The organism is Caulobacter sp. FWC26, from assembly GCF_002742645.2.
Taxonomy (GTDB): Bacteria; Pseudomonadota; Alphaproteobacteria; order Caulobacterales; family Caulobacteraceae; genus Caulobacter.
This window is the reverse complement of record NZ_CP033875.1, coordinates 3581004-3595004: the sequence shown is the minus strand read 5'-3', so window position 1 is coordinate 3595004 and position 14001 is coordinate 3581004. Positions and strand designations below refer to the sequence as shown.

The window sequence follows — 14001 nt, the reverse complement described above, 5'->3', positions numbered from 1 at the left end:
TGTGGGAAAGGCGTAAAGCCATGTTGCAGCAGCAGCGCACCAACAGCCGGGGTGAAAAGTACGTCATCGGTCCGACCGGTGCGCCTCTCACTCTGGCGGATTTGCCGCCCGCGGAGACCCAGCGTTGGGTCATCCGTCGGAAGGCCGAGGTCGTGGCCGCCGTTCGCGGGGGTCTGCTCTCGCTCGACGAGGCGTGCGATCGTTACAAGCTGACGAACGACGAGTTCCTCAGCTGGCAACAGTCGATTGATCGGCACGGTCTGGCGGGCCTGCGGACCACGCGGATCCAGCAGTACCGTTAAGGCGAGCGGGGTGTGTTGATGTGACCGCCCCACCTTGCCTCGAAAACCCCGTCGGCCTTGCGCCGGAAGGGTTTGACGACGTTCAGCGGCCGCGCCTGAAAGGGCGCGGCCGCGACGTTTTGGCGCCTCGGGAAAGCAGCGAGACCGGCAAACATAAACGCCTCGTTTACCTTGTACTGGGTAAATCCTGCCTACCGGCGAGCGCTTCGTATGCATTCGGCGGGCGTCCCCTCGGGGATTGTTGACGCAGGGGATGGGGCTTCGTGGAAAGCTTTCTGGGTTCGATCAGGCAGTTCGGCGTCGGGCGTCTCGCCGCGATGCTGGGCGTCGGCGCGGGTGTCGTCGCCGTGCTCGTGGCCCTGGTCATGTTCATGGGCAAGGAGCCCAATGAGCTGCTCTATTCGAACCTCGACCTGAAGGAAGCCTCGGAAGTCACCCAGGCCCTGGATCAGGCGGGCATCAAGTACGAGACCAAGGGCGACGGCTCGACCATCATGGTGCCGCGCGACAAGGTCGCTAGCGCCCGGCTGATGGTGGCCGGCAAGGGTCTCGTGAGCTCCGGTTCGATCGGCTACGAGATCTTCGACACCAGCAACGCGCTGGGTCAGACCGACTTCGTCCAGCAACTGAACCGCCAGCGCGCCCTGCAGGGCGAACTGGAGCGCACCATCAAGGCGATGCAGGGCGTCAACAGCGTCCGTGTGCACTTGGTGCTGCCCAAGCGTCAGCTGTTCGAGGAAAACGCCGAGCAGCCCTCGGCCGCCGTCACCATCGGCGTCGGCTCGCGCGAGCCCTCGTCGGACATGGTGCGCGCGATCCAGAACCTGGTTTCGTCGTCCGTGCCGAACATGAAGGCCGAAAAGGTCGCGGTCATCGACCAGCACGGCAAGACGCTGTCGGCTCCCAGCGACGAGAGCCTGGCCGGCAAGATGGCTCAGGACCGCAAGTCCGAGGTCGAGGCCCGCATCGCCAAGACCGTCAAGGACATGATCGAAGGCGTGCTGGGCCCGGGCAAGGCGCGGGTCAATGTCACCGCCGACCTCGACCTGAACCGCGTGACCACCCAGGAAGAGCGCTTTGATCCCGACGGCCAGGTGGTTCGCTCGGAAAGCACCACCGAAGCCTCCAGCCAGGAAAACAAGAACGAGGACAATGCCGGGGTCACGGCTGCGGCGAATGTTCCTGGCGGCCAAGGCGCCAACGGGTTCCAGCAACTGGGTTCGCGCTCGGGCCAGAACGACAGCGTCACCAACTACGAAATCTCCAAGTCGGTGAAGACCACCGTCCAGGAGCCCGGCGCGATCAAGAAGATCGCCGTCGCGGTCGCCATCGACGGCGTTTCGGCTCCGATCGGCAAGGACGGCAAGCCCGGCGCCTACACGCCCCGCACCGCCGAGGAGATCCAGCAGATCGAGGAACTGGTGAAGACCGCCGTCGGCTTCGACGCCGCGCGCGGCGACCAGGTCAAGGTCACCAACATCAAGTTCCCGCAGCCCGAGGACCAGGGACTGGAAAAGGCCGGGCTGCTGTCGGGTCTCGACAAGAACGACATCATGCGCTTCGCAGAGCTGGGCGTTCTGGCCGTCGTCGCCTTGCTGATCCTGCTGTTCGCGGTGCGCCCGTTCATCAAGAACCTGTCGGCGCCCGCGCCGGGTCAAATGGCCCTGGCCGGTCCGTCGGGCGGACCCGTCACCCGGCTCGTGACCCTGTCGGACGGCACCCAGCAACAGGTGGTCGTCGACCAGTCGGGCGAGCCGATCGCCATCGCCGGCCCGGCGCCGAGCGATATCGACCAGCGCATCGACATCGCCAAGATCGAAGGCCAGGTGAAGGCTTCGTCGATCAAGCGCGTCTCCGAGTTCGTCGACAAGCACCCCGACGAGTCGGTCGCGATCCTGCGTAACTGGCTGCACGAGTCGAGCTGATGGCCATGAAAGTCGCCGTCAATGACGTGAAGAACCTTTCGGGGCCCGAAAAGGCCGCGATCGTTCTGCTCGCCCTCGGCGAGGAGCACACCAAGATCTGGGAAGCCCTGGACGACGAGGAGATCAAGGAAGTCTCCCAAGCCATGGCAGGCCTGGGGACCGTCTCGGCCTCTGTGGTGGAAGACCTGCTGGTCGAGTTCGTGTCGGGCATGAGCTCCACCGGCGCGATCATGGGCTCCTACGAGCAGACCCAGCGTCTGCTGGCCTCGTTCATGCCGCAGGAAAAGGTCGACGCCCTGATGGAGGAGATCCGCGGTCCGGCGGGTCGCACCATGTGGGACAAGCTGGGCAACGTGAACGAAGCCGTCCTGGCCAACTACCTGAAGAACGAATACCCGCAGACCGTCGCCGTCGTGCTGTCGAAGGTGAAGAGCGACCACGCGGCCCGCGTGCTGGCCTGCCTGCCGGAAGACTTCGCCCTGGAATGCGTCACCCGCATGCTGCGGATGGAACCGGTGCAGCGGGAAATTCTCGACAAGATCGAGATGACGCTGCGCACCGAATTCATGTCGAACCTGGCGCGTACGTCCAAGCGCGACAGCCATGAGATGATGGCCGAGATCTTCAACAATTTCGACCGCCAGACCGAGGCCCGCTTTATCGCCGCTCTCGAAGAGCGCAACCGCGAGGCCGCCGAGCGCATCCGCGCGCTGATGTTCGTGTTCGAGGACCTTTCGAAGCTGGACCCCGGCGGTATCCAGACCCTGCTGCGCAGCACGCCGAAGGAACAGCTGGGCCTGGCCCTGAAGGGCGCCTCGGACAAGCTGCGCGATATGTTCTTCTCCAACATGTCCGAGCGCGCGGCCAAGATCATGCGCGAGGACATGGAAAGCATGGGCCCCGTGCGTCTGAAGGACGTCGACGCCGCCCAGGTGGGCATGGTGCAGGTCGCCAAGGATCTCGCCGCCAAGGGCGAGATCATGCTGGCCGGCTCCGGCTCCGACGACGAACTGATCTATTGAGGGGCATGCGATGACCGACATCCCTCACCGCAAGTTCTCCTTCGACACCGTCTTCGACGACAATGGCGGCGTGGCCTACGCGCCGCCCCGGGTGAAGAAGACCTTTACGCCCGAAGAGGTCGAGGCGGCCAAGGCGCAGGCCTATGCCGAGGGCGAACGCTCGGCTGTGGCCCGCGCCGAGCAGGAAGCGGCCCAAGCCTTGGCCGAGGTGGCGCACGCCGTGCAGCAGGCGTTCGAGACCTTGACCCACGTGGCGCACGAACATCGCGAGGGCTCAGCGATGCTGGCCCTGGCCTGCGCCCGCAAGATCGCCGACGCGGCCTTGTCCCATTTCCCCGAGGCCCCGGTCACGGCGGCGCTGGAGGCGCTGGCCCGCGAGGTCGAGTCGCAGCCCCGCATCTTCGTGCGGGTCTCGCCCGAGCTCGAGGAGCGCACCCAGCAGGCGCTGGAGAACGTCGCCGCCCAGATCGGCTTTCAAGGCCAGATCGTGGCGCGGGCTGACGGCGCCATGGCCCCCGCAGCCTTCACCTTCGACTGGGGCGACGGCCGCGCGGCCTTCGACCCCGACGGCGCCGCGCAGCGCGTCGCCGAGGCGCTGGAGGCGGCGATCGCCGCCGAAGGCCTCCACGCCGAACCCCTGTTTACCTAGGAAGGCTGACGAACGATGGCCGAAGACAATCTCACGCTCGACGAATTCGGTGGGGCCATGCTGGCCTCCGAGGCGCCGATCGAGCTCAGCGACAAGACCGCCTCGGACCTGGCGCCGGTCTTCGACGTTCCGGTCAACATCTCGGCCGTGCTGGGCCGCGCCCACATGTCGGTGGCGCAGCTGCTGCAGCTGGGCCAGGGCTCGATCCTGGAGTTGGACCGCAAGGTCGGCGAGGCGATCGACATCTACGTCAATAACCGCCTGGTCGCCCGGGGCGAGGTCGTCGTCGTCGACGAGCGCCTGGGCGTGACCATGACGGAAATCATCAAGGACGGCGACCAGGGCTGACGCCCGGTGGTCGTTCGAGAGGGAGAGTAAGAGATGCGGCTTCTGGTCGTCGGAAAACTGAACGGGCAGCTCTCGGTCGCCGTGAAGATGGCGATGAACGCGGGCGCGAAGGTCTCGCACGTCGAAACGACGGAGCAGGCGACCAACGCGCTGCGGGCGGGGCAGGGCGCGGACCTTCTGATGGTCGACTACGCGCTCGATATCGCCGGCCTGATCGCCGCCAACGAGGCCGAGCGGATGCGGGTGCCGGTGGTGGCCTGCGGCGTCGACGCCGACCCGATGCGCGCCGCCAACGCCATCAAGGCCGGCGCCAAGGAGTTCATCCCGCTGCCGCCGGACGCCGAGCTGATCGCCGCCGTCCTGGCCGCCGTCACCGACGACGAAAAGCCGATGGTCGTCCGCGACCCGGCCATGGAGCAGGTCATCAAGCTGGCCGACCAGGTCGCTCCCTCCGACGCCTCGATCCTGATCACCGGGGAGAGCGGCTCGGGTAAGGAGGTCATGGCCCGCTACGTCCACGGCAAATCCCGTCGGGCCAAGGCGCCGTTCATCTCGGTCAACTGCGCCGCCATCCCCGAGAACCTGCTGGAAAGCGAGCTGTTCGGCCACGAGAAGGGCGCCTTCACCGGCGCTATGGCCCGCCGCATCGGCAAGTTCGAGGAAGCCGACGGCGGCACCCTGCTGCTGGACGAAATCAGCGAGATGGACGTGCGCTTGCAGGCCAAGCTGCTGCGCGCCATCCAGGAGCGCGAGATCGACCGCGTCGGCGGCTCCAAGCCGGTCAAGGTCAACATCCGCATCCTGGCCACCAGCAACCGCGACCTGGCCCAGTCGGTGAAGGACGGCACGTTCCGCGAGGACCTCTTCTACCGCCTCAACGTCGTGAACCTGCGCCTGCCGCCGCTGCGCGAGCGTCCGGCCGACGTCATCAGCCTGTGCGAGTTCTTCGTGAAGAAGTACTCGGCCGCCAACGGCATCGACGAGAAGCCGATCTCGGCCGAGGCCAAGCGCCGCCTGATCGCTCACCGCTGGCCGGGCAACGTCCGCGAGCTGGAAAACGCCATGCACCGTGCGGTGCTGCTATCGACCGGTCCGGAAATCGAAGAGTTCGCCATCCGCCTGCCCGACGGTCAGCCGATGGCGCCCGCGCCGGATGTCGCCGTGGCGCGCGGCGCCCAGATGGCCGCTGACGCCGTCTCGCGCACCTTCGTCGGCTCGACCGTGGCCGAGGTGGAGCAGAAACTGATCATCGACACCCTGGAGCACTGCCTGGGCAACCGCACCCACGCAGCCAATATCCTGGGCATTTCGATCCGCACCCTGCGCAACAAGCTGAAGGAATATTCCGACGCCGGCGTGCCGGTGCCGCCGCCGCAAGGCGGTGTCGGCGCGGCGGCGTAGGCAGAGGGCGCCGCGACCATCGGTCCGGCGCCGCGCCGCAGAAAATTTGGTTAACAAGATGGTCGCAGGCCGCAAATCGCTCCAAGCGAAGGCCTAGCCTCCCATCCCCGGTTCAAGGTTTCGAATGGCCGACGCCGCCGCCCCGACCGCCTCCGCCCTGCCCAGCCCCAAGTCGATGCTCGACGGGCTGATGCGCGGCGAGATGGGCCTGGCCCTGGGCGTCGTCGGCATCATCGTGCTGCTGATCTTGCCGGTGCCGGCGGTCCTGCTGGACCTGTTGCTGGCCATTTCGCTGACGGGATCGGTGCTGATCCTGATGACGGCGATCCTGATCAAGAAGCCGCTGGAATTCACCTCGTTCCCGACCGTGCTGCTGGTCGCGACGCTGTACCGCCTGGGCCTGAACATCGCTTCGACGCGGTTGATCCTGGGTCACGGCCAGGAAGGCACCGGCGGCGCCGGCGCGGTGATCGAGGCCTTCGGTCACCTGATGATGCAGGGCAACTTCGTCATCGGGGTGATCGTCTTCATCATCCTGATCGTCGTGAACTTCATGGTGGTCACCAAGGGTTCGGGCCGGATCGCCGAAGTGGCGGCCCGCTTCACCCTGGACTCCATGCCCGGCAAGCAGATGGCGATCGACGCCGACCTGTCGACCGGCCTGATCAACCAGGACGAGGCGAAGATCCGCCGCAAGGAGCTGGAGCAGGAAAGCACGTTCTTTGGGGCCATGGACGGCGCCAGCAAGTTCGTGAAGGGCGATGCGATCGCCGGCCTGATCATCACGGCGATCAACATCATCGGCGGCATCATCATCGGCGTGGTGCAGCACAAGCTGCCGTTCGGCGACGCGGCCTCGACCTACACCATCATGACCATCGGCGACGGCCTGGTCAGCCAGATCCCGGCCCTGATCATCTCGATCGCCGCCGGTATGGTCGTCTCCAAGGCCGGCGTCGAAGGCTCGGCCGACAAGGCCCTGACCACCCAGCTGGCGATGAACCCGGTGGGTCTGGGCATGGTCTCGGCCTCGTCGGGCGTCATCGCCCTGATCCCGGGCATGCCGATCTTCCCGTTCGCCGCCATGTCGCTGGCCGCCGGCGCCCTGGCCTACAAGCGTATTCAGGACGCCAAGAAGCCCAAACCGATCGATCCTGCCGAGCTGGAGGCCGCCGCGCCGTCCGAGCCGGAGGAGGAGCCGATCAGCGCTTCCCTGGCCATCGACGACGTCAAGATCGAGCTGGGCTATGGCCTGCTCACCCTGATCAACGACCTGGACGGGCGCAAGCTGACCGACCAGATCCGGGCCCTGCGCAAGACCCTGGCCAGCGAGTTCGGCTTCGTCATGCCGCCGGTCCGCATCCTCGACAACATGCGCCTGGCCAACCAGGGCTACGCCATCCGCATCAAGGAGATGGAGGCCGGCGCCGGCGAGGTCCGCCTGGGCAGCCTGATGTGCATGGATCCGCGCGGCGGTCAGGTGGAGCTGCCCGGCGAGCACGTGCGCGAGCCGGCCTTTGGCCTGCCCGCCACCTGGATCGCCGATGACCTGCGCGAGGAAGCCACGTTCCGAGGCTATACGGTCGTGGATCCCGCGACGGTTCTGACCACGCACCTGACCGAAATCCTCAAGGAGAACATGGCCGACCTGCTCTCCTACGCCGAGGTGCAGAAGCTCCTGAAGGAGCTGCCCGAGACGCAGAAGAAGCTGGTCGAAGACCTGATCCCCGGCACGGTCACCGCCACGACCGTCCAGCGCGTGCTGCAGTCGCTGCTGCGCGAGCGGGTCTCGATCCGTGATCTGCCGCAGATCCTCGAAGGCATCGGCGAGGCCGCGCCGCACACCGCTTCGGTGACTCAGCTGGTCGAGCAGGTCCGCGCGCGCCTGGCCCGTCAGCTGTGCTGGGCCAATCGCGGCGACGACGGCGCTCTGCCGATCATCACCCTGTCGGCCGACTGGGAGCAGGCCTTCGCCGAGGCCCTGATCGGTCCTGGCGACGACAAGCAACTGGCCCTGCCGCCCTCACGTCTTCAGGACTTCATCCGAGGCGTCCGCGACAGCTTCGAGCGCGCGGCCCTGGCTGGCGAGGCGCCGGTGCTGCTGACCAGTCCGGGTGTGCGCCCCTATGTCCGCTCGATCATCGAGCGCTTCCGCGGCCAGACCGTCGTGATGAGCCAGAACGAAATCCACCCCCGCGCGCGGCTGAAGACGGTAGGGATGGTTTAGGGCGCATACGGACATTTTTTCCACACCATCATCGAAATGTGACATTTGGGGCGAACCGAAGCGCTGTCCCAAGGTGGTGTCTTGCATCCCGTCCCCACATCCCTCGCCGTGCTTGTGGCGGTCGGCGCCTTTCTGTCGCCCACCGCTGTTCTGGCCCAGGATCAACTGACCCCGGCCGAGGTCGCCGCGCTGCGAAACGAGATCGCCAGCCTGCGCGCCCAACTCCAGACGATGGAGCGGCGGCTTGATGCGGTGAGCAGCGCCCCGCAGGCGACAGCGCCTGTTACGCCGTCTCCCGTCACGGCCGGCGCCTCAGCGCCTTCGGCGCCGAAACCCGCGCCGGCTTCGACCGAGATCACCTGGAAGGGGGCGCCGCAGCTCGCCAGCGGCGGTCGTTCGTTCAAGGCCAAGGGCCGCATCCAGGTCGATGTCGGTCAGGTCGACGCGCCGGACGGATTGACGGATCGGGGTCTCGGATACGGCGCGGAAATGCGGCGTGTTCGCTTGGGCGGCGAGGGCGGCCTCGGCTCGGGAGTCGGCTACAAGCTGGAGCTCGAACTGTCGGACAACACCGTCGACCTGGTCGACACTTTCGTCAGCTACAAGACCGGTCCGTGGCTGCTGGCGGCGGGCAACCAGAACCAGTTCCAGTCGCTGGACGAACTGACCGGCGACAGCGTGGGTTCGTTCATGGAGCGCGCGGCCTTCACCGACGCGTTCAACTTCGAGCGCCGCCTGGGCGCCTCGGCGCAGTACGAGAAGGGGCCCTGGCTGGTGCAGGCGGGCCTGTTCGCCGACGATATCAACGCGCTCTCCAACAGCAGCGACGGCCCCGCCGGCGGCGACGAGAACAACAGCTATGGCGTGGACGGCCGTACGGTCTACGCGCCCAAGCTGGGCGAGGCTCAGCTGCACCTGGGCAGCTCAGCCCACTGGCGAACCCTGAAGCGGGTGGCCGACGCCGGAACCCGCTATCGCCAGCGACCCTATGTCCACACCAGCAACAGCCGCCTGATCGGAACGGCCGCTTTGCCGGTCGATGAGGAGGTCCATTACGGCCTGGAGGCGGCCTTCATCAGCGGTCGTTGGCACGGGGCGGCCGAGAGCCACTGGCAGGAGGCGTCTCTGAAGACTGGAACGCGCCCGACCTTCTTCGGCGGATACGCCGAGCTAGGCTATTTCCTGACCGACGATACGCGTGGCTACAAGGCCGGCCAGTTCGATCGGACCAAGCCTTCCAAGCCGCTGGGCGGCGGCGGGGTCGGCGCGCTGCAGATCAACGTGCGCTACGATTATCTCGACATGAACGATCGCGGTGTGGTCGGCGGCAAGCAGGACGCCTGGCTGGCCGCACTGATCTGGCAGCCGGTGGAATACCTTCGCTTCAACCTCAACTACGGCCTCCTGAGCTACCAGGACGCCACGCCGCTGCGGAACGGCGACCGCGACTACAAGGTCAATGTCGCCGGCGCGCGGATGGAGCTGGACTTCTAGGCGGCCTTCCGGGCTCCCGCCGCCGGGCGGTACTGGTCTGCGTCGCTCGTGAACTCCGCGTGGCCGTACCGCGCCAGTTGCTTCTTGAGCCGCGCCACCAACCGCCGATCGGCCAGCCCCGCGACACCCGGCACGTTTCGGGCCAGGCGGTAGGCGGCCAACCGACTGGTCACCAGCAGCGCCACGACGCCGAACAGCATGAAGTCGCGCGGGCCGATCTCGACGCCCATTCGCGCCGCCGCTGCGCGATCGCCGTTCAGGAAGTTTCGCAGGAAGAACACCTTGGCGAAGCCGCGTTCCACATAGTCGAACAGCCTGTTCTCGGGGCGTTCGTCCGGCGGCAGGTAGGCGTTCAGGGTGGCGCGGACCAGCTCGCCGCAGGTCGCGTCGTCGAAGCCGGCGCGCAGCGTGGCGCTGCGGGCGTTCATCGTATCCACCACGCCTTGCGGGGTGTCGGCCAGGAGATCCTCGGGCAGCCCCAGTAGGAAGCAGCGATAGCGGGCCAGCTCGACGCGAGCGCGCTCCTCGGGCGTGAAGACCGTGCGGCCCGTCGCCACGATCTTGTAGCTCATCAGGAAGATCGGGATCAGGCCGGCGGGCATCTGGTCGACCTGCGGGATCGGAATGCCATAGACGCCGACGTCCCACAGGTTCGAGCGCTTGAGAGCATTGAACCGCACCATCGAGTGCATCAGCCGCACCATGGCGGCGGCCTTGAATCCGGCCCCATGTCGCTCCAGCGAACCCGGCAACAAGGTGGTGGTGAAAAAGGTCGCCGTCTCGTTGACCCGGCGGGCGGCGGTGTCGTTCGACAACGTCCCCGTCAGCGCCATCGGCAGGGCGGCGTACTTGTTCATGAAGGTGGCGATGAACGCGCCCCGGATTGCAAACGGGCCCAGATTGGCGGCGGCGTTGCGGTCCAGCCGCTGACCCTCGCGCACCAGGTCCATGTCGAGCCAGTCGGGGATGCGTTCCATGTCGGCGATAAAGGCGGCGAGCTCCGGCGGCGCGTCCGGCACGGCGGCGAGCCCCTCGTCGCAGGCCTTGGTCAGCATTTGGATCAGCGGGCGGAAGCCATGCTTCGGCATCAGCGCCGCATAGGCGTCGGCCACGACGTCGCCCAGCATGGTGTAGGCCTTGATCAAGGCCAGCTTCTCGGGATCGAGTCTGGCGTGGGCCAGGCGCGGGGCGACGCTGGTCGTGGGGTCGTCGGTGAAGCGCTCGGGCGTCGCATCGAAGTCGACATCGCCGTACAGGGCGGGCAGGGCGGTCTTTTGGGCGGCGACCTTGGCGCGAACCGTCTCCAAAGCGGCGGTCATGCGATCCTCTCGTGCGGCGGTCCGGGACGGGACCCTCGTCTTGGATCCCAGCCTATGTAATCGTCGTTCATCGGCCTACTCGCCTTGCCCGCCGGGCCGGGCAGCGCGGGAGCAACCGGGCAAGTGACTGAAAAGACGAGGCGAACGCCGCGCCAGCCGCGGTCCGAAGCGACGGTCGAGGCGATTCTCGAGGCGGCCTTTCAACTTCTGGAGCAGGGCGGCCCCCGGGCCCTGACCACCAATCACATCGCCGAGCGGGCCGGGGTGAGCGTCGGCACGCTCTACCAGTACTTCAAGGGCAAGCAGGCGATCCTCGGCGCCCTGGCCCAGCGGCAGGCTGCGACGGCGCGAGATCGCATCGCCCGCATCGTTATCGACGGTCCTCGGATCAGCGCCGTTCGCCTGATCGTTCGCACCCTGGCCACCGCCTTCGAGGGCAGCCCCGCGACGCGGCGGGCGCTGCTTGACGCGTTCGCCGCGGAGGCCGGCGACGAGGCCGTGATGCGCCACCACCGGCTGTTCTTCGAGGCGATCACCGGCAAAGCCCGCTTCGACTTCGACATGACGCCGGAGGCGGGGTTCGTGCTGACGCACGCCGTGATCGGCCTGCTGCGGGCGGCGACGATCGAGGCCGAACTGGCGCTCGATCCGCAACGCCTGGAAGACGAACTGACGCGCCTGATGGAGGCCTATGTTCTGGCGCTGATCGAGGCCAAGGGCGCCTCCGGCTAGATCGTAAGTCGGACGGCCGACGGAACCGCGTCAGGCAGGTCACGTTGTTACTGTCCGGGAGGGGCCCTCGACGGAGAGTTCCAACATGACGCACAAGCTTGCCTTGCTCGCCGCCGCCGCGTCCCTGACGTTCGCTGGCGCGGCTTTCGCCCAAACCACCACCACCCCGACGCCGACCAACCCGACGGGTCCCATGCCGCCGGCTCAGACCATGACCCCGCCGGGGCAGATGACGCTCAAGCCTGGCGCAACCCCCGCCGATCCGGCGACGCCGGCCCAATCGGGAATGGGCGCCACCCAATCTGCCAATCCCGCCAATCCGGCCACGCCGCCCTTCGCTAGCTCCGCTGACAGCACGGCCGCGCCGACCTCGGCCAACGTCACGCCCGACTTCAAGGTGGGCATGGCCGTGAAGGATTCGCAGGGCGTGCCGGTTGGCCAGATCTCCGGAACCAACACCGGCGCGGACGGATCAACCAATGTGATCGTGACCCATGGCGGTGTGAAGTTCGCCCTGCCGGGCAACAGCCTCACGGCCACGGCCGACGGCGGCCTCCAGACCACGGCCACCAAGGCCCAGATCGACGCGACGGTCGCCGGCGCCAAGCCGCAATAGGCGTGTCGGGTTCCCGACCCTGAACGAAGCGACGCCCGCTCGGCATTGCCGAGCGGGCTTGTCGCTGCTAGCGATGGCGTCAAAGAGGCGCTTTTCGCCGTCTTGGGGTGACGTATGCCTCCGGCCAATAAGTCCAAGCGTGGGTCCGGCTCGCTGCTTTGGGATCTTCTGACGTTCGACCGCCTGGTGACCGGGCCGGTGATTCATTTCATCTATTGGGCCGGCCTGGGCGTCGTGGCGCTGTTCGGCTTCTCGGTGGTGGGCGCCGCCGTCGGTCTGGCCCTGAAGGAGCCGGGCGTCGGCTCCCTGCTGCTGGCCTTCCCGGTGCTGGTCGCGGGCCTGCTGGTCGCCGGTGCGCTGGTCCTGCTCTGGCGCGCCTTCTGCGAGTTCTATGTCGCCATCTTCCGGATCAGCGAGGACCTGCGGGCCTTACGCCAGACCAGCGACGCCGACCACGCCGCCCACCGCGCGCGGCAACAGGCGGCCAAGCAGGCCGCGCAGTCCCAGCCTTAAGCTTCAGTCCGTCGTCAACAGCGGCGTGTACCAGGGCCGCGCCGTCGGCTGGGCCATGGTCTCGACCGCCTGCAGGAACTGCTCGCGCGGAATCGCTTCGTAGAACGGGCGCTGGCCTCGCACATAGTCGGCCAGTTTCTGGCGGCCATGCGTCTTGGTCAGGGTGACCGGCTTGTCGTCGAAGGTCATGCCGAACGCCTGACGCACGAACGGCGGGGTGAAGAACTGGATTTCGTTCAGCGGATCGGGCGTGAACGACCATCGTGCGCCCAGGGTCTTGCCGATCATCGGCTCAAGCCGCTTGAGAATGTCGTCGGCGATCCACCGCATGGGCAGGGTCGAGGGATGGTTGGGCGTATGGCCCAGCCGCTTGGACTGGTAGAGCGCCTTGACCCGCTCGGAGATCTTCACGTCCAGCGGCCGATCGCCCTCCAGCACCCGCTCCTCGCGCACGCCGAACTCGTAGAACGCCGCGCCGACCATGCCTTCGACATAGGGGGCGAGGCCGTCGAGGTGCAGCAGGCGATCGACGATTTTGGCGTCGTCGAAGCCTCGGGCGATCAGGGCGCCTAGCAGATAGTCCATGTACTCGGTCGGCGGCTCGGGCAGGCCGGGCAGGGCCGAGGTGATGAACGGCGTGTAGATCTCGAAGTGATAGTAGGCGAAGCTGATCAGGGTGGTGTTCGCGCCGGCCGCCTCGACGATGCGGGCGGACGCAAACTGCAGGCCGCGATAGTTGGCCGAGATCGGCTGGTACAGCACGAGGTCCAGATCCGGCACGGACGCGATGAAGGCGTCCATCTCCTCAGCCGTAATGTTCATGGTCGCCGGGATCGGCGTGAACTGGATCTTGCCCTTCAGGCCCGGAACGCCTTGCAGCAGGCGTAGCAGCGCATTGGCGTGGCAGGCGCCATAGATGGCGGCGCGGATCGGCTTGTGACGCGGCATGGGACCCCTCTGACGGGTATCCGTTTAGGCGCTCGCCGCGATCCCGACAACGCGGATCAGCGCGCCACCGTCTTCAGGCGGTCGCGCAGCACGCCCATCGCCTCCAGCGGCATGTCCAGCGCGCAGAAGATCTTTTCGGGAATCGTCATCGCCTGGTCGCGCAGGGCCCGACCCTTGTCGGTCAGGGCGACGATCACCCGTCGTTCGTCCTCGGGGTCGCGGTCACGGGTGACGAGGCCGCTAGTCTCCAGCCGCTTGAGCAGCGGCGTCAGGGTGCTGGAGTCGAGATCCAGCGCCTCGCCCAGCGCCCCGACGGTCCGGGGGCTGGCCTCCCACAGCACCAGCATCGCCAGGTACTGCGGATAGGTCAGGCCCAGGGCGTCGAGCATCGGGCGATAGAGCCGCGTCATCCGGTTGGCCGCGCCGTAGAGGGCGAAGCACAGCTGGTTGTCGAGGCGCAGGATCTCGACGGGCTGATCGGATGACGCGGACTTCTGGTTCATAT

The 14001-nt window shown here is 67.0% G+C and carries 14 protein-coding genes and 1 pseudogene; 12 read left to right on the top strand and 3 right to left on the bottom strand.

The window, feature by feature from the left end:
• The first annotated feature begins 20 nt into the window (after positions 1 to 20).
• From sciP to CSW63_RS18630, 9 genes and pseudogenes are all read left to right on the top strand, one after another.
• Complete coding sequence (gene sciP / locus CSW63_RS18670) at positions 21 to 302, top strand: CtrA inhibitor SciP (protein WP_010918787.1); 282 nt, start codon at positions 21 to 23, stop codon at positions 300 to 302.
• Between the two features lie 20 nt (positions 303 to 322).
• Complete coding sequence (locus CSW63_RS18665; protein ID WP_082749673.1) at positions 323 to 547, top strand: hypothetical protein; 225 nt, start codon at positions 323 to 325, stop codon at positions 545 to 547.
• 18 nt (positions 548 to 565) lie between these two features.
• Positions 566 to 2227 (top strand): flagellar basal-body MS-ring/collar protein FliF, encoded by a 1662-nt coding sequence (gene fliF / locus CSW63_RS18660; protein WP_062098652.1) that lies wholly within the window; start codon positions 566 to 568, stop codon positions 2225 to 2227.
• Positions 2227 to 3249: a flagellar motor switch protein FliG gene (gene fliG / locus CSW63_RS18655; protein ID WP_062098645.1), complete on the top strand. Its 1023-nt coding sequence runs from the start codon at positions 2227 to 2229 to the stop codon at positions 3247 to 3249. Before fliF ends, fliG begins: the two co-directional genes overlap by 1 nt.
• 10 nt (positions 3250 to 3259) lie before the next feature.
• Positions 3260 to 3898: a FliH/SctL family protein gene (locus tag CSW63_RS18650; RefSeq protein ID WP_062098643.1), complete on the top strand. Its 639-nt coding sequence runs from the start codon at positions 3260 to 3262 to the stop codon at positions 3896 to 3898.
• Between the two features lie 15 nt (positions 3899 to 3913).
• Positions 3914 to 4246 (top strand): flagellar motor switch protein FliN, encoded by a 333-nt coding sequence (fliN, locus tag CSW63_RS18645; protein WP_062098641.1) that lies wholly within the window; start codon positions 3914 to 3916, stop codon positions 4244 to 4246.
• 33 nt (positions 4247 to 4279) lie between these two features.
• A complete protein-coding gene (flbD, locus tag CSW63_RS18640; protein WP_062098639.1) occupies positions 4280 to 5647 on the top strand; it encodes a sigma-54-dependent transcriptional regulator FlbD in 1368 nt (455 codons plus the stop codon).
• Between the two features lie 124 nt (positions 5648 to 5771).
• Positions 5772 to 7874 (top strand): flagellar biosynthesis protein FlhA, encoded by a 2103-nt coding sequence (flhA, locus tag CSW63_RS18635; protein WP_062098637.1) that lies wholly within the window; start codon positions 5772 to 5774, stop codon positions 7872 to 7874.
• A 13-nt stretch (positions 7875 to 7887) separates the two neighbouring features.
• Positions 7888 to 9368 (top strand): annotated as a pseudogene (locus CSW63_RS18630) (porin).
• Here CSW63_RS18630 and CSW63_RS18625 read toward each other — a convergent pair.
• Complete coding sequence (locus tag CSW63_RS18625) at positions 9365 to 10687, bottom strand: oxygenase MpaB family protein (protein ID WP_062098633.1); 1323 nt, start codon at positions 10685 to 10687, stop codon at positions 9365 to 9367. The pseudogene CSW63_RS18630 and the gene CSW63_RS18625 sit on opposite strands and share 4 nt — an antisense overlap.
• A gap of 123 nt (positions 10688 to 10810) precedes the next feature.
• On the opposite strand from CSW63_RS18625, the gene CSW63_RS18620 reads away from it, so the two are divergent.
• From CSW63_RS18620 to CSW63_RS18610, 3 genes are all read left to right on the top strand, one after another.
• The gene (locus CSW63_RS18620; protein WP_062098631.1) at positions 10811 to 11419 is read left to right on the top strand and encodes a TetR/AcrR family transcriptional regulator; all 609 of its coding nucleotides are present in this window, start codon (positions 10811 to 10813) and stop codon (positions 11417 to 11419) included.
• An 85-nt stretch (positions 11420 to 11504) separates the two neighbouring features.
• Positions 11505 to 12035, top strand: coding sequence for a hypothetical protein (locus CSW63_RS18615; RefSeq protein ID WP_062098629.1), 531 nt, complete (start codon positions 11505 to 11507; stop codon positions 12033 to 12035).
• 114 nt (positions 12036 to 12149) lie between these two features.
• Complete coding sequence (locus CSW63_RS18610; RefSeq protein ID WP_062098627.1) at positions 12150 to 12548, top strand: DUF4282 domain-containing protein; 399 nt, start codon at positions 12150 to 12152, stop codon at positions 12546 to 12548.
• Between the two features lie 3 nt (positions 12549 to 12551).
• Here CSW63_RS18610 and CSW63_RS18605 read toward each other — a convergent pair whose 3' ends face one another.
• Together CSW63_RS18605 and CSW63_RS18600 are read right to left on the bottom strand one after the other, a co-directional pair.
• A complete protein-coding gene (locus CSW63_RS18605) occupies positions 12552 to 13496 on the bottom strand; it encodes a WcbI family polysaccharide biosynthesis putative acetyltransferase (protein WP_062098625.1) in 945 nt (314 codons plus the stop codon).
• A 56-nt stretch (positions 13497 to 13552) separates the two neighbouring features.
• Positions 13553 to 13999: a MarR family winged helix-turn-helix transcriptional regulator gene (locus tag CSW63_RS18600; RefSeq protein WP_062098623.1), complete on the bottom strand. Its 447-nt coding sequence runs from the start codon at positions 13997 to 13999 to the stop codon at positions 13553 to 13555.
• Between the last annotated feature and the right edge of the window lie 2 nt (positions 14000 to 14001).

Bases quoted from the DNA above. Each gene is read 5' to 3' on its own strand.
- sciP (WP_010918787.1), top strand. From the start codon at position 21: ATGTTGCAGCAGCAGCGCACCAACAGCCGGGGTGAAAAGTACGTCATC.
- fliG (WP_062098645.1), top strand. From the start codon at position 2,227: ATGGCCATGAAAGTCGCCGTCAATGACGTGAAGAACCTTTCGGGGCCC.
- CSW63_RS18650 (WP_062098643.1), top strand. From the start codon at position 3,260: ATGACCGACATCCCTCACCGCAAGTTCTCCTTCGACACCGTCTTCGAC.
- fliN (WP_062098641.1), top strand. From the start codon at position 3,914: ATGGCCGAAGACAATCTCACGCTCGACGAATTCGGTGGGGCCATGCTG.
- flbD (WP_062098639.1), top strand. From the start codon at position 4,280: ATGCGGCTTCTGGTCGTCGGAAAACTGAACGGGCAGCTCTCGGTCGCC.
- flhA (WP_062098637.1), top strand. From the start codon at position 5,772: ATGGCCGACGCCGCCGCCCCGACCGCCTCCGCCCTGCCCAGCCCCAAG.
- CSW63_RS18625 (WP_062098633.1), bottom strand. From the start codon at position 10,687: ATGACCGCCGCTTTGGAGACGGTTCGCGCCAAGGTCGCCGCCCAAAAG.
- CSW63_RS18615 (WP_062098629.1), top strand. From the start codon at position 11,505: ATGACGCACAAGCTTGCCTTGCTCGCCGCCGCCGCGTCCCTGACGTTC.
- CSW63_RS18610 (WP_062098627.1), top strand. From the start codon at position 12,150: ATGCCTCCGGCCAATAAGTCCAAGCGTGGGTCCGGCTCGCTGCTTTGG.
- CSW63_RS18605 (WP_062098625.1), bottom strand. From the start codon at position 13,496: ATGCCGCGTCACAAGCCGATCCGCGCCGCCATCTATGGCGCCTGCCAC.
- CSW63_RS18600 (WP_062098623.1), bottom strand. From the start codon at position 13,999: ATGAACCAGAAGTCCGCGTCATCCGATCAGCCCGTCGAGATCCTGCGC.